At 44.2% G+C, this 21,963-nt stretch carries 18 protein-coding genes and 1 CRISPR repeat array; of the genes, 12 read left to right on the forward strand and 6 right to left on the reverse strand.

The features are described from left to right. Nucleotide 1 precedes the first annotated feature (1 nt). From cas7e to cas2e, 5 genes are all read left to right on the forward strand, one after another. Nucleotides 2-1,159, forward strand: a complete 1,158-nt coding sequence (gene cas7e / locus CTT31_RS21985) for a type I-E CRISPR-associated protein Cas7/Cse4/CasC (protein WP_260492548.1) — start codon at nucleotides 2-4, stop codon at nucleotides 1,157-1,159. Then, nucleotides 1,156-1,827: a type I-E CRISPR-associated protein Cas5/CasD gene (cas5e, locus tag CTT31_RS21990; RefSeq protein ID WP_260492549.1), complete on the forward strand. Its 672-nt coding sequence runs from the start codon at nucleotides 1,156-1,158 to the stop codon at nucleotides 1,825-1,827. Before cas7e ends, cas5e begins: the two co-directional genes overlap by 4 nt. Continuing rightward, nucleotides 1,820-2,497 (forward strand): type I-E CRISPR-associated protein Cas6/Cse3/CasE, encoded by a 678-nt coding sequence (gene cas6e / locus CTT31_RS21995; protein ID WP_260492550.1) that lies wholly within the window; start codon nucleotides 1,820-1,822, stop codon nucleotides 2,495-2,497. The genes cas5e and cas6e overlap by 8 nt, the downstream gene beginning before the upstream one ends. Before the next feature lie 70 nt (nucleotides 2,498-2,567). Further along, entirely contained in the window at nucleotides 2,568-3,497 is a 930-nt protein-coding gene (gene cas1e / locus CTT31_RS22000; protein WP_260492551.1) for a type I-E CRISPR-associated endonuclease Cas1e, read from the forward strand. Beyond that, nucleotides 3,494-3,775 carry a type I-E CRISPR-associated endoribonuclease Cas2e gene (gene cas2e / locus CTT31_RS22005; RefSeq protein ID WP_260492552.1) on the forward strand — a complete coding sequence of 94 codons (282 nt, stop codon included), beginning with the start codon at nucleotides 3,494-3,496 and terminating at the stop codon, nucleotides 3,773-3,775. Before cas1e ends, cas2e begins: the two co-directional genes overlap by 4 nt. A 180-nt stretch (nucleotides 3,776-3,955) precedes the next feature. Beyond that, nucleotides 3,956-6,308: a CRISPR direct-repeat array (repeat unit 29 nt; unit sequence GTGTTCCCCGTACGCACGGGGCTAAACCG). A 654-nt stretch (nucleotides 6,309-6,962) separates the two neighbouring features. Here the strand turns inward: cas2e and CTT31_RS22010 are convergent. The 4 genes from CTT31_RS22010 to CTT31_RS22025 form a co-directional block, all read right to left on the reverse strand. Continuing rightward, complete coding sequence (locus tag CTT31_RS22010) at nucleotides 6,963-7,238, reverse strand: Rdx family protein (protein WP_099029779.1); 276 nt, start codon at nucleotides 7,236-7,238, stop codon at nucleotides 6,963-6,965. A 203-nt stretch (nucleotides 7,239-7,441) separates the two neighbouring features. Continuing rightward, nucleotides 7,442-8,602, reverse strand: a complete 1,161-nt coding sequence (locus tag CTT31_RS22015; protein WP_260492553.1) for an aspartyl/asparaginyl beta-hydroxylase domain-containing protein — start codon at nucleotides 8,600-8,602, stop codon at nucleotides 7,442-7,444. 216 nt (nucleotides 8,603-8,818) lie between these two features. Next, nucleotides 8,819-10,618, reverse strand: coding sequence for a 2OG-Fe(II) oxygenase family protein (locus tag CTT31_RS22020; RefSeq protein ID WP_211856807.1), 1,800 nt, complete (start codon nucleotides 10,616-10,618; stop codon nucleotides 8,819-8,821). Between the two features lie 216 nt (nucleotides 10,619-10,834). After that, nucleotides 10,835-13,678 (reverse strand): TonB-dependent receptor plug domain-containing protein, encoded by a 2,844-nt coding sequence (locus CTT31_RS22025; protein WP_211856805.1) that lies wholly within the window; start codon nucleotides 13,676-13,678, stop codon nucleotides 10,835-10,837. A 280-nt stretch (nucleotides 13,679-13,958) separates the two neighbouring features. On the opposite strand from CTT31_RS22025, the gene CTT31_RS22030 reads away from it, so the two are divergent. Further along, complete coding sequence (locus CTT31_RS22030; protein ID WP_260492554.1) at nucleotides 13,959-14,669, forward strand: LytR/AlgR family response regulator transcription factor; 711 nt, start codon at nucleotides 13,959-13,961, stop codon at nucleotides 14,667-14,669. A gap of 13 nt (nucleotides 14,670-14,682) precedes the next feature. Here CTT31_RS22030 and nhaR read toward each other — a convergent pair whose 3' ends face one another. Continuing rightward, on the reverse strand, nucleotides 14,683-15,573 hold the full coding sequence (gene nhaR / locus CTT31_RS22035; RefSeq protein ID WP_039496207.1) for a transcriptional activator NhaR: 891 nt from the start codon (nucleotides 15,571-15,573) through the stop codon (nucleotides 14,683-14,685). A gap of 184 nt (nucleotides 15,574-15,757) precedes the next feature. Here nhaR and CTT31_RS22040 point away from each other — a divergent pair, with 184 nt between their 5' ends. After that, a complete protein-coding gene (locus tag CTT31_RS22040; protein ID WP_223193636.1) occupies nucleotides 15,758-16,063 on the forward strand; it encodes a hypothetical protein in 306 nt (101 codons plus the stop codon). 125 nt (nucleotides 16,064-16,188) lie between these two features. Further along, on the forward strand, nucleotides 16,189-16,614 hold the full coding sequence (locus CTT31_RS22045) for a hypothetical protein (RefSeq protein ID WP_045963170.1): 426 nt from the start codon (nucleotides 16,189-16,191) through the stop codon (nucleotides 16,612-16,614). Here CTT31_RS22045 and CTT31_RS22050 read toward each other — a convergent pair. Continuing rightward, the gene (locus CTT31_RS22050) at nucleotides 16,606-17,505 is read right to left on the reverse strand and encodes a response regulator (protein WP_130127548.1); all 900 of its coding nucleotides are present in this window, start codon (nucleotides 17,503-17,505) and stop codon (nucleotides 16,606-16,608) included. The two genes, CTT31_RS22045 and CTT31_RS22050, sit on opposite strands and share 9 nt — an antisense overlap. Before the next feature lie 92 nt (nucleotides 17,506-17,597). Between CTT31_RS22050 and CTT31_RS22055 the strand changes: the two genes are divergently transcribed. The 4 genes from CTT31_RS22055 (at nucleotide 17,598) to CTT31_RS22070 (ending at nucleotide 21,962) form a co-directional block, all read left to right on the forward strand. Continuing rightward, nucleotides 17,598-18,401 (forward strand): hypothetical protein, encoded by an 804-nt coding sequence (locus tag CTT31_RS22055; RefSeq protein ID WP_039496212.1) that lies wholly within the window; start codon nucleotides 17,598-17,600, stop codon nucleotides 18,399-18,401. A 246-nt stretch (nucleotides 18,402-18,647) separates the two neighbouring features. After that, a complete protein-coding gene (locus tag CTT31_RS22060; protein WP_211856803.1) occupies nucleotides 18,648-19,919 on the forward strand; it encodes an efflux RND transporter periplasmic adaptor subunit in 1,272 nt (423 codons plus the stop codon). 12 nt (nucleotides 19,920-19,931) lie between these two features. Continuing rightward, nucleotides 19,932-20,621, forward strand: a complete 690-nt coding sequence (locus CTT31_RS22065; protein ID WP_039496217.1) for an ABC transporter ATP-binding protein — start codon at nucleotides 19,932-19,934, stop codon at nucleotides 20,619-20,621. 9 nt (nucleotides 20,622-20,630) lie between these two features. After that, the gene (locus CTT31_RS22070; RefSeq protein ID WP_211856802.1) at nucleotides 20,631-21,962 is read left to right on the forward strand and encodes an ABC transporter permease; all 1,332 of its coding nucleotides are present in this window, start codon (nucleotides 20,631-20,633) and stop codon (nucleotides 21,960-21,962) included. Nucleotide 21,963 lies beyond the last annotated feature (1 nt).

Raw genomic sequence — 21,963 nt, forward strand, 5'->3', positions numbered from 1 at the left:
TATGTCTTTTATCGAATTTCATGTATTACAGAACTTTGCCCCCAGCAACTTAAATCGTGACGATACCAATACGCCTAAATCTTGTGTGTTTGGTGGTTCACAAAGGGCGCGTATCTCAAGCCAGTGTCAGAAGCGTGCGATCCGCACTCATGGAGCATTTAACGATGCAGTGGTAGAGCATCAGGGCGACCGCGCGGTACGCACTCGTAAGCTAGCTTTTAAGATTAGAGATTTCTTGGTTGCCAATAGCAAACCTGAAGAGGCAAGTAATATAGTCTGTGAAAATTTACTTGGCCTTGCTGAGCTGAAGTTGGTGCAAAAAGAAGAAAAACATACGTTCAAAACTGAATACTTGCTTTACCTGGGCTTGAATGAAGTAGAAGCGCTTAAGAATATTGCGCTTGAAAATTTCGATGAACTAAACCAGAAGGACAAAAAGAAGCTAGATAAAAAGCTCGCAAAACTAGTGGGTGAAGTATTTGGTAAGCATCAACAGGCTTTCGCCGCAGATATCGCACTATTCGGCCGTATGGCCGCAGACAACAACAATATCAATGTAGACGCTGCGTGCCAGGTTGCTCATGCAATTTCAACCAATATCGTTACGCCAGCCATGGACTTTTTCACTGCTGTGGATGACGAATTGCAAGCGGGTGAGCAAGGCTCTGGCATGATGGGTGGCGTTTACTTTAACAGTGCCTGTTATTACCGCTATGCCCAGATCAATATTGATAAACTGGCTGCCAATCTTGGACAGGATAAGGAACTGGTGACTGGCGCGGTAAAAGGCTTTTTCCGGGCGTTAGTTCAGGCGGTGCCTTCGGGTAAACAAAACAGTTTTGCGGCGCAGAATCCGCCAAGCTATATCAAAGTGAATGTGCGCAAAGATGGCGCGCCCTGGTCTCTGAGCAACGCATTTACTCAGGCAGTAATGATAGACAAGCCTGATGAAGCGGAGCTTGAGCACCAGTCAGCACAAAAACTGGAAATGTTCGCTAAGAAGCTTGCAGGTATGTATGGTGAATCGGGCTTTATTTTTGAGGGCCGCAGCACTTATATCGATAATCTGGAAGAGTATCAGGACAAAGACAGTGGCACCATTGCACAACTGGAAGCTCAGATGCTGGATGCACTGCAAGGTGCTTTGGAGTGTCAATGAGCACTTTGTTGATCCGATTAGCTGGACCAATGCAGTCATGGGGGCTAAAAAGTGCCTTTGAGCTGCGCAACACTCAGCTTGATCCGACAAAAAGCGGCGTGATCGGTTTGCTGTGTGCATCACTAGGGCGTGAGCGAAATGAGCCTCTGAATGATCTTACTGCATTGCGAATGGGCGTGCGCATAGATAAACCAGGCGATCTGGCATTTGATTATCAAACGGCGCTGAATGTGGCAAAGGCTGACGGTGGCAAGCCGGACACGCAGTTGTCGCACCGAGCTTATCTGGCAGATGCCGCTTTTTGGGTAGGCTTTGAAGGCGACGCGGTTTTTCTTAGAAAGCTGCATCATGCTTTGTTAAATCCGGTCTGGCCGCAGTTTTTAGGGCGTAAGTCCTATTTGCCGGGCATTCCTTTAGTTGATCCCCACAATGCGTGTATAGAGGCACCTTTAGAACAGGCGTTGCAACAAGCACCAAGAATGCAAGCCGAGCATGAAAAGGTAGCCGGAACACCGATGAAATACATTATAGACAGCGAAGCACAAGAAGGCACGGAGCAACGGCATGACGTGCCACTGAGCTTTGAGATAAACCACCGGGCCTTTACATTTAGAAGCGTTAAAAGCAGTTGGGGGTTGGTGGATACGGAGGAAGTGCTATATGTCTGACACTCTTTGGTATGAAAGCCGATTGTATTTTGATCCTGACCAGGAAGGAGAAGATCTTGGCTTTTTACATCCTGATGATCTTTACAAGCAGCATCAGTGGGTGTGGCGTTGTTTTGTTGAAAGCGAGCTGACTCAGGCTGATTTTATGTTTCGCGTGGATATGGCGTTGCCAGTGCCAACAGTGTTTATTCGCTCAAAGCGTCAGCTAAAAGAAGCGATTAAAAGCTGGAAAATAGTCACTCAAACACAGCCGGATCAGCTCAAAGAGGAAGGGCTGGTTCAGTTCTCTTTGCGAGCTAACCCCACGGTAGATATTACGCCAAAAGGAGAGAAAACTCGCCGTCACGATGTTTTGATGCATGCCAAAAAACAGGCTCAAGAAGCAAATAGCGATGTGAATGAAGCTGTTGATATTGCTGCAAAAGCCTGGCTTGACAAAAAACTACAAAAGGGTGGTCTGGAGTTGCTGACTCAGTGTATTGAGTTCAGCAATTACAAGCAGCACAAAGTGGTTAAAAAGGACGGGGCCAGGCCCATCCAGTTGAGTACACTGGACTATTTTGGTGTGGCAAAAATCACCGATGTGCAAAAACTGGAGCAGGCGTTGCTTTCAGGCATCGGTCGTTCCAAAGCCTTTGGCTGCGGGCTGATGCTGATCAAACCACTGTAATCTAATCTGTAAGGCGGGGCGACTCGCCTTTTTCTTAGCTAATCTTTTACTTAATTTAGGAGTGCAGGGAATGGCATTTCTTCCTTTAAAACCTATTCCAATTAAAGATCGTAACTCAATGATTTTTATTGGTATGGGGCGTATTGATATGCGCGACGGCGCATTTGTTGTGATTGATGAAGTAAATGGTGAACGGATGCTGATTCCGGTGGGCTCTGTGGTGTGCATTATGCTGGAACCGGGCACCCGGGTGAGCCATGCGGCGGTCAAGTTGGCTGCAACCACGGGCACATTGCTTATTTGGGTGGGAGAAGCGGGAGTCAGGCTTTACTCTGCGGGTCAGCCCGGTGGTGCGCGCTCCGATAAATTGCTCTATCAGGCCAAGCTGGCGTTGGATGAAAATCTGCGACTTAAAGTCGTGCGCAAAATGTTTGAGCTACGCTTTGGCGAACCGGCACCAGAGCGGCGATCGGTTGATCAGCTGCGGGGCATTGAAGGCACGCGTGTACGCAAAACCTATGAGCTGCTTGCTAAACAGTATCAGGTCAGCTGGCAGGGACGACGCTACGACCCTAAAGATTGGGCGAAGGGTGATGTGATCAATCAATGTATCAGCGCCGCCACGTCTTGCTTGTATGGCGTCACCGAAGCCGCAGTGCTGGCCGCTGGCTATGCGCCTGCCATTGGCTTTTTGCATACAGGAAAGCCATTGTCGTTTGTGTATGATATTGCAGACATTATAAAGTTCGATACCGTGGTGCCTGTGGCGTTTAAAATTGCCAAACGGCGACCACAATTCCCCGATCGTGAAGTACGCATCGCCTGTCGCGAAGCGTTCCGTAAAGACAAGGTATTACCACGCCTTATCCCGCTGATTGAAGAAGTATTAGCCGCCGGAGAGGTAACACCGCCCGAGCCCTATGCTGACGCACAACCGCCCGCTATCCCTGAACCTGAATCCATTGGTGACGAAGGTCATCGCAGCGGAGGACCACTATGAGTATGTGCATGGTTGTTACTGAGGCAGTGCCACCTAGGTTAAGAGGTCGCTTGGCGGTGTGGCTACTGGAAATCCGTGCGGGTGTGTACGTGGGGGATGTAAGTAAACGCATTCGCGAAATGATCTGGTTTCAGGTCAGTGAGCTGGCGGAAGACGGCAATGCGGTTATGGCTTGGGCAACTAATACCGAGTCGGGTTTTGATTTTATCACTTACGGCGAAAACGCCAGAATGCCAGTCGATTTTCAGGGCCTGAGACTGGTGAAGTACACGCCCTGAGTAGATGATAGCCAGGGGGCAGATTAGCGAACGCCCCACTTTTTAATTCGATTTAATGCTCATTAACAAGTTGGAGATTAAGATTTTTACCTCATAATGAGAGGTACTTTTGTACCTAAAATTTTCGGTAACTTTTACTAGGTGATTTTTCTTTATTAAAAACAATTATATAATTTTAGAGTGTTCCCCGTACGCACGGGGCTAAACCGAGTTAGATGATGATTTGTTTTATATTGTTTTTGTGTTCCCCGTACGCACGGGGCTAAACCGATTACGCAGCACTGAAAGAGGAAGACCAGTAAGTGTTCCCCGTACGCACGGGGCTAAACCGCCGTTGTTATCACCCTGAACCCCAAACGAAACGTGTTCCCCGTACGCACGGGGCTAAACCGTAATTCAATTAGTTTAAAGGGGAACAGAACTACGTGTTCCCCGTACGCACGGGGCTAAACCGTGATGACTGAAAGAAAGTAAGGTTTATCAGGGGTGTTCCCCGTACGCACGGGGCTAAACCGGGCGCTATAGGGACGTTACCCGGTCTTTATGGGTGTTCCCCGTACGCACGGGGCTAAACCGGACGACACCATTGTCGGTGAGCTGGCAACGGGGTGTTCCCCGTACGCACGGGGCTAAACCGCCAAGAAACCCACATGCACAACCATTCATGGCGTGTTCCCCGTACGCACGGGGCTAAACCGTCTGGCGATAGTGCGCTTTTTACCTCTGGACGGTGTTCCCCGTACGCACGGGGCTAAACCGCTAACCTGGTGCTGTGTGACATCCATGCCGCCGTGTTCCCCGTACGCACGGGGCTAAACCGTGGAGAGCTTTGGCAATCTCAGGGAATACAATGTGTTCCCCGTACGCACGGGGCTAAACCGTGGCGGCATTGGTATTAATGGATTGATTGGCTGTGTTCCCCGTACGCACGGGGCTAAACCGCTTATAAACGCATTTTACAATGAGTCGTTAAAGTGTTCCCCGTACGCACGGGGCTAAACCGTCGGCCAATGACGACACGCCATACCCCGCCAGCGTGTTCCCCGTACGCACGGGGCTAAACCGTTATAGGTTTGCGTCGAGCTGGTGAAAATGAAGTGTTCCCCGTACGCACGGGGCTAAACCTATTACCAGTCAATTCAGCTTTCATTAAAATCCGTGTTCCCCGTACGCACGGGGCTAAACCGTTATTGCTGAGTATGGTCGCCTTTTAAACGAAGTGTTCCCCGTACGCACGGGGCTAAACCGGTTGTAGTTCTCTTTCACTAAAGCTTCGTTCTGTGTTCCCCGTACGCACGGGGCTAAACCGCGCACGTTTCAACCCCAACGTATACAGGTGCCGTGTTCCCCGTACGCACGGGGCTAAACCGTTTATGAACCATATAGTCAGATTCAACATCTAGTGTTCCCCGTACGCACGGGGCTAAACCGCCCGTCCACATCCGCGCGCAGCACACAATAACGTGTTCCCCGTACGCACGGGGCTAAACCGCCGATCAGCACGTTTACTTTTCTATTGAAATTGTGTTCCCCGTACGCACGGGGCTAAACCGATCCTTCATGCAAAAAAATTGAGCAGTTACTTGTGTTCCCCGTACGCACGGGGCTAAACCGAAATTGCAATCTCTGACCGTGAGGAATGGATGGTGTTCCCCGTACGCACGGGGCTAAACCGTGAAAGCGTCAATGCACTGAGACTATTGCAGGCGTGTTCCCCGTACGCACGGGGCTAAACCGGCTTTAATATAGTTACCATCCCGTTTGAGTCAGTGTTCCCCGTACGCACGGGGCTAAACCGTCAGTAGACCCTGCGCTGGTTGCTGTCCCCCTGTGTTCCCCGTACGCACGGGGCTAAACCGATGGAAGGGGTTTGTTATAGAAAATAATTTCAGTGTTCCCCGTACGCACGGGGCTAAACCGTTATTACTTGGCTTGTTGAGGATAGCCATAGAGTGTTCCCCGTACGCACGGGGCTAAACCGCATTTAAAAAACTGGAAGGAGCAAAGTCAGCCGTGTTCCCCGTACGCACGGGGCTAAACCGATTTCAGAACAGTATTTTTATGTATGTTTTGGGTGTTCCCCGTACGCACGGGGCTAAACCGTGATGATTTAAAAATTCTAATCAACAATATCACGTGTTCCCCGTACGCACGGGGCTAAACCGTGAGCCTTTAAATCTGGGTCGACTGGTATTAGGTGTTCCACGTACGCACGGGGCTAAACCGGATTATCGTAATCGGTCTGTTTTGATATATACGTGTTCCCCGTACGCACGGGGCTAAACCGTGGCCTTCTATCTCGGGTTTCTCCCCAGCAAACGTGTTCCCCGTACGCACGGGGCTAAACCGGCGGGCAACCGCCTTTTATGAGGTCACTATGTGTGTTCCCCGTACGCACGGGGCTAAACCGATTACGGAGGGGAGTGGGATGGAGAAATAATTGTGTTCCCCGTACGCACGGGGCTAAACCGGTCGGCAAAAATTAGCAATGCACTTGGCATTAGTGTTCCCCGTATGCACGGGGCTAAACCTGAGTTATTCAGGTCTGAATCATGTGCTGTAATTCGTCCGTGAAGCAGCATCCCTCACGCATCCATGCGTTCACCTCAGCAGGCTGCGAAACGCTGTTTCGGTCCTACTTCGCCCCCGTATGCACGGGGCTAAACCTGAGTTATTCAGGTCTGAATCATGTGCTGTAATTCGTCCGTGAAGCAGCATCCCTCACGCATCCATGCGTTCACCTCAGCAGGCTGCGAAACGCTGTTTCGGTCCTACTTCGCCCCCGTACGCACGGGGCTAAACCGTCGACTTTGATTCAGATACAGCAGAATCAGCTGTGTTCCCCGTATGCACGGGGCTAAACCTGAGTTTTTCAGGTCTGAATCATGTGCTGTAATTCGTCCGTGAAGCAGCATCCCTCACGCATCCATGCGCTCACCTCAGCAGGCTGCGAAACGGTGATGACTCCAGACTTCCTGTCTTTCGCCCTTCGGGTCAGCAGAGCTGTTCAAAAATATTCCAGATATTTTTGTCGGTCCTACTTCGCCCCCGTACGCACGGGACTAAATCGGAGTTACTCAGGTCTGGATCATGTGCTGGAATTTATTTATGAAGCTGTTAACCGGTGGGGACTTTGGACTTGCTCATACACGCTCCGGATTAAGTGATAGCCACCCTTGTTCGCCGGTTACTTATCCACATGACCTAAATCACGCTCAGGATCTAACAAATCTCTCACTCTTCTTTTGAGTACCTTGGCTTCTGGAAAGCCATCATCTGCTTTGCGGCACCAAATTAACGTATCGTTGTAGTAAATTTCGAATACGCCTTTACTTGCAGGCGCGAGCGCAACTTGCTTTAAATCGTCGGAGAAAGTTGAAAGCAACTCTTGTGCAAGCCAAGAGGCTCGCAGCATCCATTGGCAAAGCACGCAGTAATGAATTGTAATGATCGGTTTTTGCATGAATTTACATTAACTTGAAGATTGTGATTGGATTTTAGCACTGTGATTTATGGTGTGGCTAGTATGAAAAAAACGGGGGTTACCCCCCGAAATTATCCAGGGAGACCTCAATCATAAGGTCAGACTTTAAGTTACGGGTTATTCACATAGTAACAACCCCTTTTGTGGTAAGTTGAGGGGGAGACGTGATGAAAATTAGGATTCTAGTGATCGTTTCTATATTGAACCAAAGTTGCGTTTAAATTATCAATCCAACGTTGTCTATTTTTAAATTCTGATTGTATTGCCTGGCGTTGAGTCGATGTTAGATCAGGATGCCAAATTGAGAATATAAGTACAATTCGGTCACGGTCGCTGCCATTATGTGCCATATGCAAATAGGAGTCATCGAAGATGGTGAGTTGATGTTCTTGCCATGAAGCACGCTCGCCATTGACGTCTAGGTAACAGTCATGGGGAATATCTATGGCTAAATGCACTGTTAAGCTGTGGTTCGAAAGGCCGTAATGTGGAGTGATGGTTTGGCCTTTGGCTAATTTAGAGTAAAACACTTCGTATGGAGATGCTGTTAAGCCATAACAAGGTACTTTCTCTAAGGCCTTTTTGAGTATAGGAAAGTGCTTTGACACTGAAACGTTTTCCACACCCTCTTTAAAAAGGGATAACGCTTGCCAGTTGTTACTGTTTGCGAGCATTGGAAATGCGCTTTCATACTCTTTACCCGACAAATAAGGCGTAAGGTGTGAAGATGCGCTACTAAACGTAGTGTGGAATTCTTTGATGATGTCGGGGATCGTAGCGTTAAAGCTTTCATACCATGCAAATTGCTCCGCGGGCCAGATAGGATGAGCACTTAGATTCGCAACGTAAAAAAGGTGTGGTGCTTGGGCTGTTTCAAAAGGTTTACTACTGTATTGCACCCAGCGACCCGACTCAATGCTTGATGCTGTACCAAGGTTCTTTTCCATACACTGCCAAGCTTTTTGGAAGCGCTCAAGTGTTTGAGGGGCGGTGCTATTGGCGAGTTGAAGGCGCTTAAAGCTGCCTGTGAGTGCTTCACATAGGGTGTAACATACGAGTGCTGTACTGTCTTCTCCCTTCTTCTCTAATAAATGTCCAAGGTAGAGATACACTAAGTAGTTTTTGGGTGCCAGAGTAAGGCAGTGAAAGTAGGCCTTTTCACTTTCAGGTAACGCTCCAATTTGCTCTAAAATTACAGCAACCCGATAGCTTAGTTCAGCACTTTGAGGATAGCTATCGATTAGCTTCGATAATAATAATGGCCAACTATTTTGTGGCTCGCATTCGAGAATTGGCTGTAAAAGTGAATCTATATTGAGTGGTTGTGTCTCTTCGTTTGTCATTAAAGTGGTTTCTCTTTCTATTTAACCTGAGCTGCGGATAATTAATGCCTTTCTAGCAGCCAGTTTTAGCGCTAACTGCGTTGAATTCACTTCCAATAGCCAGCTATTGGTGCGTAAATTCGCCTTGTTTTCCCTAAAACTCTCTGGCTAGACAAGGAAAAACTAAGTTGTTCTTTAGAAACAATGAGTTTGAACATTCCTTATCCAAACCTCAGGTTATTTATTAAGAACGCCAATATCGAATGGCAAAGTCATTCGATAGTTATTACTCGTAGGGTTAAATGGCTGTGTTCCATGCCAAAAATAAGAGGGGAAGATCACGATTTGCCCTCGTTGAGGTTTTACGGTTTTGAATGGTGGAAAATCGTAGGGTGGTGCCAGTGGTGGCCGCCCAAACTCAATTACACCATTATTGCTATCGTCATTTGGCGTGTTGATATATAGAACTACACTAATCCAGCCTGCGGGGTGAATATGGCTTACGTGGAAACCTTGCTCCGTCAGTTTGACAGACCATGAGCCTGTAATGCATTTCTCTTTGCGTAAATGAGCTAAAAAGGGATGCTCTGGATCTAAATCTAACTTATTAAGGCATTTATCTATATCTCGCAGCAGTTGAGTTCGAGCTTTGGAGATGATTTCGATATCTCTATTAAGCAAGCCTCCTGAAATTTGTGAGCCATTTACTAAGGTCTGTTCACTTGGTGCTTGTTTACCTTGATGAAGTGTTAGTAAGCATGACTCCAACGCTTTAAGAAAGTCTTCAGTGTCTTGATAGCCGCCCGGAGCACTTAAGTTTGTGGTCAGAATAAAATCCGGGTTGCATAGAGCGTGGTGCTTTTGTTTATCTGTGGCTTGAAATACTACGCTTAGCCAAGCTAAAGCAAGTTGTGAGTTGGGCTGCGCTTGCAACACTTTTTCGAGCAGGGATTGTGCGGTACCGAACTCTCCAAGCTGGATTGCAAATTTTGCTTGCTCACATATCCTGTCGTAATTAATGACTATCTTATTGGCACTATCGAAATGCTCAAAGGCTGCATTTAGATCATTGTTTGTGGCCGCCAGACGCCCTCTTAACGCGAGTAATGTAGCGGAAGTATCGGCGTAACCTGACGTCTTGATACATTCCTCACATAACCTGTACTGATTGGTATTCCAGTAAAGTTCAGCTAGGCACTCTATGAGTTCTAGGCGGTTATTTGCTGACTCCATCGCGTTTAGTAAACTGGTAGCAAAAAGCTGATGCTGCCCACTTTGCCAATAAAGCTCGTTAATCGCTTTATGTATGATTGGATTGTATGGGGCTTGTTTCAAAGCCAGATTGTAGGCTTGTTGTGCTTGTTCAAATTGACCATTTGCAAAAAAGCAGTCGCCGAGGTTGTAAAGCGGTTCATAGTGCTCAGGTGCTTTTTGATGCACAAATTTAAAGCATTGAATCGCTTGGTTAAATTTAGCCTGTAATTTATAACAAAGGCCCAAATTGTGTATTGCCCGAAAGACAACCGGAGAGTGTTGAGGAACTTGTTGATAATAACCGATCGCCTCACTGAGGTTTCCTCTTGTTTTTTCAACGTCCCCGAGTATTTTGGTGAGTTGTCCAGAATCATCTAGAGATTGTCCTTTGAGAGCCCATTGGCTTGCCATGTCGAGCTGATTTTGTTCAAGATACAGAAGCGACAAGTTTTTAAGTAAATCTAGATTTTTGGGCTCAGCTTCATACAGCGCAAGGTAGTGGGCTTCTGCTTGCTGTAAATCACCCGATAGCCAGTAACATTTGGCTAGATGAGTTAAGATTTCAGTTTTAAGTGGAGCGAGTTTAGCGGCATCACTTAATGAGGTTATTGCGCTTTGCCACTCGGCTAGTGATTTATAGCAAATTCCCAAAAGGTAATGCAGATCGGGGTGAGGCGAGTCAGTAAAAGGCTGTAACTTAGTTAACGCTTGTTGATATTGTTTTTGTTGGATCAATTTGAAAGCATCTTGAACTGCAATAGTAATTTCGGGCGCTTGCTTCATATTATTTTTTTCTTAAACGGTCAGCGGCATACTTTTTATTTTAGCCAAACTCGACTTAGTTGCGAGTAAAGTGTTGTTATTTTGAAGTTTTGTTGGTTTCGATCAATTTTTCAGTAAACGCAATGGAAAACTTAGTAACTCACTGTAGATAAAGGAACTAATACAGCAACAACAGAAAAGGGAGCCGAAGCTCCCTAGTTTTTCAGTATCAACTGATTAGAACGTGTACACTGCACTCACGAAGTAACGTGGGCCAATTACGTCATACAACTCTGGGAATGTATTTGCTTGTTGTTGAGCATCACCTAATGGCGTTGGCTCAGTGTCTAACACATTTTTAATACCAAATGTTGCTTGTACATGATCTGTGAAGTGGTAGCTTGCGCTAAGATCAAGGTACCATAAAGCTTTAGATGTAGGCACAATTTCGTTTTCGCCAGTGTCATCATCAACTTCACTCAAGTATCGCACTAGTGCTGACACGCTTAAGTCGCCTGAAGTCCAAGTAAAGCGGTTATTACTTTGGAACTCAGGGCGTGGCGTACCACAGGTATTACCAAATTTACCTTCACAGTAATTTGTATCGGTAAAGCCTACACTCGGAGTTTCAAAATACTCTTCAAGAATGGTGTTCTTTGAATTGATATTCAGTGTTGAGCCATTTTCGCCAATACCAAAGCCAAGTTCAGTCGTCCAGTTGAAGTTAATATCATAACCTTTAGTACCTAACTCAGCTATGTTCGCATTGAGTGCAGTTACTAGGTCAACGTTGCCATCAGGACGACGAGTAATCGCTTGACAGAACTCAGAGCTTGGATCCTTAAGCTGGTTGTAACAAATATCTAGAATATTGTTTACGCCACCACCTAGCACGTCGATAGCATCGTCAATTTGAATGTCGAAGTAATCAACGGTTACGTCAAAGTTTTCGGTAGGTGTAATAACAAGACCTAGTGTAACTGTTTCCGACGTTTCTTCCTTCAGCTCTGGGTTACCACCAAAACTCCCTTCGATTTGCGCGTTTGCTTGCTCGAATACACCGACTTGAGAAGATGCAACACCGTGCGCCTCACAAAGTGCTCTGTCTGTTGTGCCTTCTACAAAGCCGTCAACACTACATGGATCGGTTGCACTTGGGAAGCCATTCGCTGCACCTTGGAATAGCTCTGCGATGTTAGGCGCACGAACAGACTCTTGATAACCTGCACGGAACGAAACGTATTCGTTTACTTTCCAGTTTAATGTTGTTGCGAATGAAGAAGCATTGCCGATGTTTGAATAGTCAGAAAGACGACCTGCGAACCATAGCGTAATGTCTTCAGCAAATGCTGCATCTGTTACTAGTGGAATATCGATCTCTGTGAAGATCTCATCAACACTATAGCTACCAACTGTTGGTTCACCAGCGTTAAAGCCAAGAACATCACCAGATGCTAAAAACTCATCAGGGCGGAAGCTAGAGTCGTCAAAGCGGCTCTCGTAACCAACTACAAAACCAATAGGCATATCAGCAGATGGTACGGTAAATGGTAACTCACCAGCAAAATCGATGTGGAAGATTTCTTGTTTGATGTTTGTTACGTTAGATGCACCAACATTGATAAAATCAATCGCAGCCTGTGAAATATTACCTTCACCGAATATGTTCAATGGTGCACAACCGCCAGATGTGTCTTGACATGCGCTACCGTCATCAGTAACTAAAATCGCTTGTCTGAAACGCGTTTCAGACACGTCATTATTAAGAAGGTTAGAGCGGTCTAGTTCAGAGCGGCTGTAGTATGCATTGTATGCCCAATCACCGATAAAGCCATCTACACCGACCAATAAACGCATCGCATTACGTGTATCAATCGATTGACGTGGACCATTTTCAACCATACGGCGGCCAATAAACGGTAAAACATAATTTCCGTCTGCGTTAAGCGCACTGATCATATTACCTGTAGGCTCACCGTCCGCGTCAAGTTCAGGTACCAGCGCATTCATTGCGGCTTGAACATCAGCACCAAAAAATGGACTATTGGGGTTGACTTCTAGGTTGCCTACAAATGCAGGAGTTGGAGCTAGTTGTGACGGTACTTCGTTGCGGATGAAAGATAACTCACTATATAAGCGAGTTTCATCATTGATGTAATAGTGTGCAAAAGAGTTAAGCGTTAGACGCTCTTGCGGTAGTTGAAGGTAGTTATCAGGGGCATAGTTAAATGCATCGGCTGATGTATAGGGTAGACCCTCACCGTTAGGACCAAAACGGCCTAGAGTTGTACCATTAGGAAGCGTAGGGCCTGAGAATACACGAGTGCCAGGAATACCAGATGAACCACCAGGCACTAACCCTGTGTCGCCTTCAGTGAGTGTTACGTTAGTAAAGTCTCTATCGCCCTGAAAGATTGACTCACGTTTGGCGTAACCAATATAAACAGTAGCATTACCTTTACCGTCGGCAAAGTTTCCACCCAAGGTAAGGTCAGTGTTGAACTTTTCACCATCGCCTTCCTCTGTGATGTCGTATAACGCAGAAATTTCAGCGCCTTCGAAGTCATCTTTCAAACGAAAGTTTACAACACCAGCTAGTGCATCAGAACCGTATACCGCACCTGCACCACCTGTAATGATGTCTACACCTTCAATAAGAGACGCTGGAATTGTGTTTAAGTCGACAACACCTGTTTGTGTCGCTGGTACCCAGCGGCGACCGTTAACAAGTACAAGTGTACGCTCATTGCCAAGACCACGTAAGTCTACTCGAGCGGTACCATCACCCGGGTTATTTGAGCTAGGGCCGAAAGAAGGAACTGTCAATGGTAGCTCGGCAAGCTTTTGCTCAACGTTTAAGTTACCCGACATGGCAAATTCTGAACCGTCTAGTTCGATAACCGGTGTTTTTGCAGTTAACGCTACACGTTGAATACGAGAACCTGTAATAGAAATTCTTTCGACTTCTTCATTGGCACCATCAGCTGCTTCTTCGGCTGATGCTTGGATGCTTAAACTTCCGCCGATTAGGCACGCGGAAGTGATAAGCATACTTAACTTAGAACGCTTGAATTGTTTCATGATATCCCCTGATAGGTTTGTTTTAGATACCCTTGGCAAGTTTAATTACTCATCACAAAGGCTTATTAGTATCACGACGAAGTTATGACGGAAGCTTGGAATATGCCAGTTGAGATACGTAAGGCGGTGGGAATCAGTGACGACAGGCGAGAAAAAAAAGATCAAATTTAATTTGCAGATTACATAGTGACAATCTATAACAATAATATGTTAACTATTGTGAAATAGGATACAAAGTATTAGTATCCTTGTTAACCTGTTGATGTGTTTAAGGTGATGAATGAAAAGAGTGACGATCTCTATTCCTAGCTATTTGTCTGAGCTTGGCGTCGAAATAAGTACAAAATTAAAAGAAGTCTCGGTTTGTTCCCAGTTTGTTTATTATCAAAGTATTGTTGATGTTTTAGAAACTATTTCAATGGGTGAAATCGACTGTTTGTTAATTGATATTTCACATGATATTGACCTGGAAAAGCAAGGAGCAATCACAAAACAGCTTGACTCTGTGCCAACTATTAAAATAACGACAGATGTTAAGTTAAATGCTTCTACAACAATGAGCGTTGATGGGAAGGATACAGAAGGTGCTCTGATCACTAATATTCTTCAGGTGGCACTTTTGCATTCTACAGAGGCGCCATCAGAGTATGTCCCAAATCAAAGACTGATTGTAAAAGACTCGGGGCACATTCATGTGATAAAAGTGGAAGACTTAGCTTGGGTTGGTGGTGCGGGGAACTATGTTGAACTTCATATGATCAATCGGCAGCGTTCAATCTTGCATAGGGACACGATGTCATCAATGGAAAAAAGTCTTAAAACCTTTGGCTTTTCTAGGATCCACAAGTCTTCACTTGTTAATTTAAATGCTATCAGTGAACTGAAGACAAGAGATAATGGAGATTACGACGTTATTCTAGAAAACGGAGATTCACTCCACCTATCAAGACGTTATAAACAAAACTTGTCTTCTCTTTTACAGCCAACATAAGCTGACTATAGTGTCAGCTCACTCCTTTGGCAAAATTCACGAACTCGCTGAAGATAGAGTCTTTAATTAATCTATCGGGTGTGAAGGCGTAATAGTTTTGATACGTACTTTCGATAGTGCCAATGAGGCAGACATCATAGTGCCGTTGTAATTCTGATTTTATCGAAAGTGGGGCTGGAAAAATGCCAAATCCCTGCTGACCTAATGCTTTCATCAAGGCACTGTCATCCACATGACCTGCGACTTTGATTTCTATATTTTGCTCTTGCAGCCAAAATTGAATCGAATTCGTTACTGGGCTGTGTTTCGCGGGAAGAATGATTGGTTGTGCTTGTAATGACTTTGGGTAGTTTGCCCTAAGTTCTTCACAACTAGAAATTGAACCATAAAAGCCAATCTGGCTCTTTCCTATTTCGTGACAAAATACCTTAAATGGCAGATTACTATCAAGAGGTTTGTCCGCTAGTACGATATCGAGTTTATGCATCGCCATCTGAGCCAATAATTCCGACTGCTGACCATCAATACAGTGCAAGTTGGCAACTTGCTCATTTTCTATCAAAGGCGCAAGCCATTTTGATACTAACGATTTTGGAATGGCATCTGAGATACCTACTTTTAATGTGCGATGTATGGCTGTTGCACCATCTTGTGTTGTTTCTAACCATTCTTTGGCAATCGAAAACATATCGTCCGCATATTGCTTTGTTAAAATGCCGAAGTCAGTCAACCTGAGTCCTCTGCCTTCTCTTATAAATAAAGGTTTCCCTAGCCGATCTTCTAAGCTTGATAGCTGCGCGCTGATGGTTTGAGGCGTCAAATGAAGGACTTTACTTGCACCTGCGATGCTGCCTTCATTGCTTACTTGCCAAAAATAGTAAAGGTGATTGAAGTTTATGTTCATATTGTTCGTAAAAATCTTGCTTTTAGTTAGATATAATCAGCTTTTATCTTTTCTTGAACATTAGTAGATTTGATCTCATGGCGCAAGTAGAAGTTGAGAGAATGTCCCGGATAGCGTAAGCGTTTTTAATTCGAGTCATTCTAAGTTTTCAACAAAGTTATATGTGATGCGATTGTCTGAGGTAATGATGAAATTGAACCTTGTTGATGTAAATGAGCCGATAGCGGTGTCAAGTAAAGTGGCTTTTGCTAAAACAATAAATGAAGCGTTGTGCGGCTATGCAAACAATATTCGAAAAATAAATGTACGAATTGAAAAACAGGTGGACAAGCAGATTGGCAAGTTTACCTTATGCCAAGTTGAGCTTTTATTACCCGGATTACCAACATTAAAGGTCAAGGCAAAAGGTAAAACTTTGTTGCAGGCATTAAATCGGGCATTAAGCAACTGCAAGCAAATCTTAAAACAGAATTATTTTAAACTCGGTTAGTTTTCAGTACCGAGTGATTCCATTCCCAAGCACTTGCAGCGGCAAGGAAGCCGCGCAATTTTTCTTAAAGATCCTCGATAAATTACCGATATGTAGGTCAAAGAAAATCATATTGGCCAAAGAAAATGAACGTGAACTTTTTAATTCACTCACCAGCTCAATCAACCTCGAGTCAGATGGAGCAGAAAACCAAGGTTGAAGAAACGGCAGAATCTAAACCACTCAGATTATCAGAAAAAGATATGTCTAAGTTATCTGGAGAAGAGGTAAGAGAGGAGCAGGAAGAAGCAGCACTACCACCTCACATTCAAAAAATGGTTGAAAAGCTAGAAGAACTCAGAGAGAAAATAAAGGAAGAGCAAAAATTACTCGAAGAGCTAAAAGCAAATGACGCTTATTCAGATGAAATGAAAGCGGAGCTAGTTACACAAAAACTTGAATATATTTTACGTATGCAGAATCAAGTTATTGAATTAACCCAAAATATCCAAAAAGCTTTAAAAGAAGCTGGGATAACCGATCCTGGCATCTTGCTTAAAGCGTTAGCTTAAAAACCCAACCAACAATATTTTACCTTGTGCCATATTTGGACGTTGGCAACATAAATCTATGCGCATGTTTGCGGCGGACTTATACAAGCGCTTTAACTTAGGAAAAGGCTTAGTGACCAACTGTAGGGTTTTTACTCTAAGGCTCCTTCTGGTTATGCCGTCTAGAAATGCATAAGACGTAGAGTTTAGTGCTGAGTGGCAGGCGCTTAACATGTCGTCTGTTATCTGATGTTGATGAATCGCTTCAAACCCAGCTTGATCAGTTAAATTCCCTGTGGATGCGGCAAGCACACAGACAGAGTACACATCAAATATTCCGATTGCGCGAACTTTCTGGCTGCTCGGATCTTCGTATGCGACCATGACACACGGAAGGTTATCGGGATTATATTCCATTTGATGCACCTGATAGAGTCTCAGCTCTGTATCAATATGTTTGTTCATTAGCTTTTCAAGTTGCCCAACTTGAGGCAAGGGCACGCCTTTATGTAGCGTATGAATTTCTCTCGTTTTGCTGCTTTCTTCTGCGGCTTTGACTAGCGGCATGATTTTGTTATGAAGGTCGTCGTCAGCAAACGGCTTTGACAGTACAAACGCGGCGCCATAGTCAAGGGCGAGCTTAATTTGCTCACGATCGTCGACAGTCGTTACCATCGCCATGGTGACATCAAGCTGTTTTTGTTTGATTGCTTTGACGAGAGCGAGTCCTGAAATATCGGGCATATGCCAGTCGGTCAATACAATATCTGGATGCCAAGAACCAATAATCTTTAGTGCTTCTTTTGCACTTTGTGCTTTCTTTATCAACAGCTTACGATATCTAAAACGTACTAAACCGCGACGAATAATCTCAAGTGTTGCCGCACTGTCATCCACGAGCAATATCTTCACACATTACCACTTTATTGAAAAATATAGATTTATTATAGGCATGATTTTTAACCAATACTAAAATGAAAGTAAGAAAATAATGAGTGCGTAATATGTTTCTAGGCAAACTACCAGTCGATGTATTTATCTATATGGCGGTGAATATCGGGCTACTGATATTAGTTTTTTGGTTTTATATTTTGCTGTTAATCCTGCGAGAGTTTAGATTGTTTGCAAAGACTGCTGGTGGAGCTGGGACATCCAACGCAGAGCAACAGTATCTGCTTCAACATTGTCGCGATGCAATTAACAAGTCAATGAAGTTTGTCGAAGATAACCAACACACCATTCAAGAATTGGCTAACTTACAAGTTCACTTAGAACAGCAATTAGCTGAGGTTAAACGCTCAACACAGGATCATATTTCGCCAGAAGAGCAAACTCGCATGGATGATTTAAACAGTAAGTTGCTTAAATCGCATCGGCTAATAAAAAAACTTCGAGGAGATTTGTCGAAAAGTTTAGAGCGACTTAAGCAAACGAGAAGAAAGCTATATGACCAATATGAGTCTACAGAGGAACTACAAAAAGAAAATGACACATTAAAGCAGCAACTAGAAGCCTCTAAGTCTGTGGGAGGTACATCCGAGCAAGAGCTAGAGCAACTGGTCGCAACCTTTGAAAAAGAGCGCCAAGATATGTCTCAAACTATCAATGAATACAAAAGACAAATTGCCGAACAAAGCCAGGCGCTGCAACAGCTAATGGTTCAAGAACAAGAGGTTGAAGATGGTCCAAAGTTGCAAGCTATTCAAAAAGAGTTGGAGCAAACCCGAGATGCACTTGAGCACTTGTCCAAAGAGAAGAAGTTTATAGAAAGCCGATATTTGGAGGTCGTCAAGAATCAAACCAAATAGTTAACAAAGTGTTTTATTTCTCGTGACATTAGTCTTGAGTTTGTGTAAGGTTTAGGCACTTACATTACCTGTTTTGCTTTTTATCTTTTGAGATTTTCTTCACTTGAAAAGTGACGAAAAAGATACATTCACTCGATTTCAAACTCTATCAAGTGACGTAAGCGCTAGTTGAGTGAATGGCTGTGAAAAGCACTTGTAAAGTGCATATTTCTCAATAACAAAGGCAGTTGTAAAAAGGATTATTTCATGGCCTATATTCCAGATACGAGTGCTCAAGACTCGGTGGTTGAAAGACCTAAAAAAAATAAAGTATTTATAGCGGTAGCAAGTATTCTCATAGTTATTGCTATTTTGTTTTTTGCACCAATTGTCGGGCAGTGGATAAGTGGTCAAACAGCTGTTTCAAGCGATAAAATTCATATTTCGGCAGTTAAACAAGGTGACTTTGTTCGCGATATTTCTGTTCAGGGAAAAGTCGTCGCAGCACGGCGTCCGACAATATATAGCCCTGCTCAAGGGACTGTGACCTATTTGGTCGAGTCGGGAGATAGCGTGATTGAAGGTCAAACCCTTGCCGTAATAGATAGTCCTGAATTAAAAAGCGAGTTTGCACAGCATCAAGCTAAGCTAAATCAGTTAGATACTGAACTTCAGCGACAAATCATTCAAGCTAAAAAACAGGACTTAGCACAGGAAAACTATTTAGGTAAGGCTACCGTTGTATTGAATGCTGCTAAGCGTGAAATGCGTCGCTCTGAAGACGGTTTGAAAACTCAAGTTGTCAGTGATATTGATTATCAAAAAGCCAAAGATGACCTGGAAAATGCGCTGCGGGAATATCGCTTAGCAATTAAAGAAGTTGAATTGCAAAAAGAAAGTCAGAAGTTTGAGATTCGGACCAAAGAGCTTGAACTTGAAGCACAAAAAGTCAAAGTAGCAGAGCTTGAAAGGCAGGTCGATGCACTTAAAGTTGTCTCACCAGTAGGGGGACTCGTTGGTAATTTAGTAGTCGAGCAAAAAAATTCAGTGGCTAAAAATCAGCCACTATTAAGCGTGGTCGATCTCTCCAAATATGAGATAGAGGTACAAATACCTGAGAGCTATTCAGATGATTTAGCCTTAGGAATGTTAGCCGAGGTGAACCTCAATGGTGACGTTTATAATGGCGAAATCGTTGCAATTTCGCCTGAAATTGAAAATGGTCGTGTTGCCGGAAAAATCCGATTTAGAGACGACACAATTCAGGGGTTAAGGCAAAACCAAAGGTTAACTAGTCGAATTGTACTCGAACAAAAAGAAAATATTGCCTACCTGCCACATGGTCAATACTTGGAAACATACAATGGACAGTTTGCTTATGTGGTAAAGGAAGGCACGGCTGTCAAAACGCCAATAAAGATTGGATTGAGAAGTATTGGACAAGTAGAAGTACTATCGGGGCTTAATATCGGCGATCAGGTTATCACCTCTGACGCGCGGATCTTTAAAGATGCCCCCAGTGTGAAAATAATTCAATAAAGGAGCTGCAACATGCTATCCATGCGTCACCTATCAAAAGCTTATTATACAGACACAATAAAAACTCAAGCTTTGCAGCCATTTGACTTACGTATAGAGCAAGGCGAGTTTGTTTCTGTGGTGGGGCCGTCTGGCTCTGGAAAAACAACGTTTCTAAATATTACAGGCCTGTTGGAAGATTTTTGCGACGGTAGTTACGAATTGGATGGTTTCAATGTTGAAAAGCTAAGTGATAAGGCTAAGTCAAAGCTACGTAACGAAAAAGTGGGATTTATTTTTCAAAGCTTTAATTTAATTCCTGAGCTAAACCTATACGATAATGTTGATATGCCACTTCGCTATCGCAAATTATCTTCAAAAGAGCGCCATGAAAGGATCATGGATGCGTTGAATAAAGTTGGCCTTGCATCACGCAAAGATCATTATCCATCACAGCTATCTGGTGGCCAACAACAACGAGTGGCGATTGCTCGTGCAATAGCCGGTAAGCCTTCATTTTTGCTTGCAGACGAGCCGACGGGTAACTTAGATAGCAAAATGGCAGATAGTATTATGGAGTTGCTCATGGATATTAACGCGCAAGGAACGAGTATCGTGATGGTAACGCATGATACGCAACAAGCTGAGAAAGCACATCGCATTATTGAAATTCGTGATGGCGTGATAATTGAGCGAAAACATTGTAACAAAGCGATTGCTTAAGGATAAGTTATGCTTAGCTACTATCTTAAATTAGCGCTTATTTCATTGCGGAAAACGCCATTTTTGTCATTTTTAATGGTTGCCACAATAGCTGTAGGTATTGGTGCTGCTATGACGACTTATACAGTGAGTTATCTGCTACAAAAAGATCCGATCCCTACAAAAAGTGACCGCTTGTTTAATGTTCGATTGAATAGCTATGGTCCAGACAAGCCGTTCAATATTTCCCAAGGGAAAGAAGTTCCACCTTTTATTCTTACCTATCAAGATGCAATAAATCTACAAAATGCGAAACAGGGCGTTAATCAAACGCCTCTTGGTAGTTTTAAAATAATGACTCGCACCACAGAGCAGTCAATTACTGAAGCAAAAATGACTCCAATCCGAAGTGCATACCGTGACATCTTCAACATGTTTGAGGTACCGTTTAAGTTTGGTGGTGCATGGGATGAAATTGCCGATCAGGATGGGCTGCAAGTTGCGGTCATCAGTAGCGAGCTGAATGATAAGTTATTTGGTGGAGAAAACTCCGTCGGTAAGTCATTGCTCTTAGGGGATTTACAGTACCGAGTGGTTGGTGTTACCGACGATTGGTATCCCATCCCCAAGTTTTTTGATTATAGAACTCGTGCTTTCAACAAACCTAGAGACGTTATTGTCCCATTCCAAGCGCAAATCAATAACGGGCTATGGACTGGCTCCGACGTATCTTATCAGTGCTGGAAAGAACCCGAAGATGACTCATTTTCGGCGATTTTAGCGTCTGAATGCGTATGGGTTTCATATTGGGTTGAACTAAACTCTGCGGCGGAGCGCAATAATTACATGGACTTTTTGATTAATTACTCGATGGAACAAAGAGAGTATGGTCGCTTTTTACGAGAGCCTTTACATCAATTATTTAATGTAAAGGAGCAATTAATTGAAAGAAAAATTATTAAAGATGATGGCAATGTAGCAGTGTGGCTTGCATTCGCATTTCTTGTGGTTTGTCTGCTTAACTGTATGGCTATGATGGTCGCAAAATTTCATGGTAAAGCCGGTGAAGTTGGGCTTCGTAGAGCGGTTGGAGCTTCTAAACAAGATATTATCACTCAGTTTACTGTTGAGACCTGTATTATTGGGCTCTTGGGAGGGATACTTGGGCTATTACTTGCGCAAATTGGTTTGAGTGTCACAGCGCAATTATACAGCCATCTTTATGCTGAGATGCTTGAGATGACCGCAGGTATAGTCATCATGACGATTGTATTGGCTGTGGCGAGTGCTGTGACTTTTGGTTTGCTACCGACTTTACATGCGGCAAAAGTACAACCATCTAGTCAGCTGAAAAGCCTGTAGG

The sequence above is a fragment of the Pseudoalteromonas maricaloris genome, from assembly GCF_024746855.1.
GTDB lineage: Bacteria > Pseudomonadota > Gammaproteobacteria > Enterobacterales > Alteromonadaceae > Pseudoalteromonas > Pseudoalteromonas maricaloris.

Bases quoted from the DNA above. Each gene is read 5' to 3' on its own strand.
- cas7e (WP_260492548.1), top strand. From the start codon at position 2: ATGTCTTTTATCGAATTTCATGTATTACAGAACTTTGCCCCCAGCAAC.
- cas5e (WP_260492549.1), top strand. From the start codon at position 1,156: ATGAGCACTTTGTTGATCCGATTAGCTGGACCAATGCAGTCATGGGGG.
- cas6e (WP_260492550.1), top strand. From the start codon at position 1,820: ATGTCTGACACTCTTTGGTATGAAAGCCGATTGTATTTTGATCCTGAC.
- cas1e (WP_260492551.1), top strand. From the start codon at position 2,568: ATGGCATTTCTTCCTTTAAAACCTATTCCAATTAAAGATCGTAACTCA.
- cas2e (WP_260492552.1), top strand. From the start codon at position 3,494: ATGAGTATGTGCATGGTTGTTACTGAGGCAGTGCCACCTAGGTTAAGA.
- CTT31_RS22010 (WP_099029779.1), bottom strand. From the start codon at position 7,238: ATGCAAAAACCGATCATTACAATTCATTACTGCGTGCTTTGCCAATGG.
- CTT31_RS22015 (WP_260492553.1), bottom strand. From the start codon at position 8,602: ATGACAAACGAAGAGACACAACCACTCAATATAGATTCACTTTTACAG.
- CTT31_RS22020 (WP_211856807.1), bottom strand. From the start codon at position 10,618: ATGAAGCAAGCGCCCGAAATTACTATTGCAGTTCAAGATGCTTTCAAA.
- CTT31_RS22025 (WP_211856805.1), bottom strand. From the start codon at position 13,678: ATGAAACAATTCAAGCGTTCTAAGTTAAGTATGCTTATCACTTCCGCG.
- CTT31_RS22030 (WP_260492554.1), top strand. From the start codon at position 13,959: ATGAAAAGAGTGACGATCTCTATTCCTAGCTATTTGTCTGAGCTTGGC.
- nhaR (WP_039496207.1), bottom strand. From the start codon at position 15,573: ATGAACATAAACTTCAATCACCTTTACTATTTTTGGCAAGTAAGCAAT.
- CTT31_RS22040 (WP_223193636.1), top strand. From the start codon at position 15,758: ATGATGAAATTGAACCTTGTTGATGTAAATGAGCCGATAGCGGTGTCA.
- CTT31_RS22045 (WP_045963170.1), top strand. From the start codon at position 16,189: ATGAACGTGAACTTTTTAATTCACTCACCAGCTCAATCAACCTCGAGT.
- CTT31_RS22055 (WP_039496212.1), top strand. From the start codon at position 17,598: ATGTTTCTAGGCAAACTACCAGTCGATGTATTTATCTATATGGCGGTG.
- CTT31_RS22060 (WP_211856803.1), top strand. From the start codon at position 18,648: ATGGCCTATATTCCAGATACGAGTGCTCAAGACTCGGTGGTTGAAAGA.
- CTT31_RS22065 (WP_039496217.1), top strand. From the start codon at position 19,932: ATGCTATCCATGCGTCACCTATCAAAAGCTTATTATACAGACACAATA.
- CTT31_RS22070 (WP_211856802.1), top strand. From the start codon at position 20,631: ATGCTTAGCTACTATCTTAAATTAGCGCTTATTTCATTGCGGAAAACG.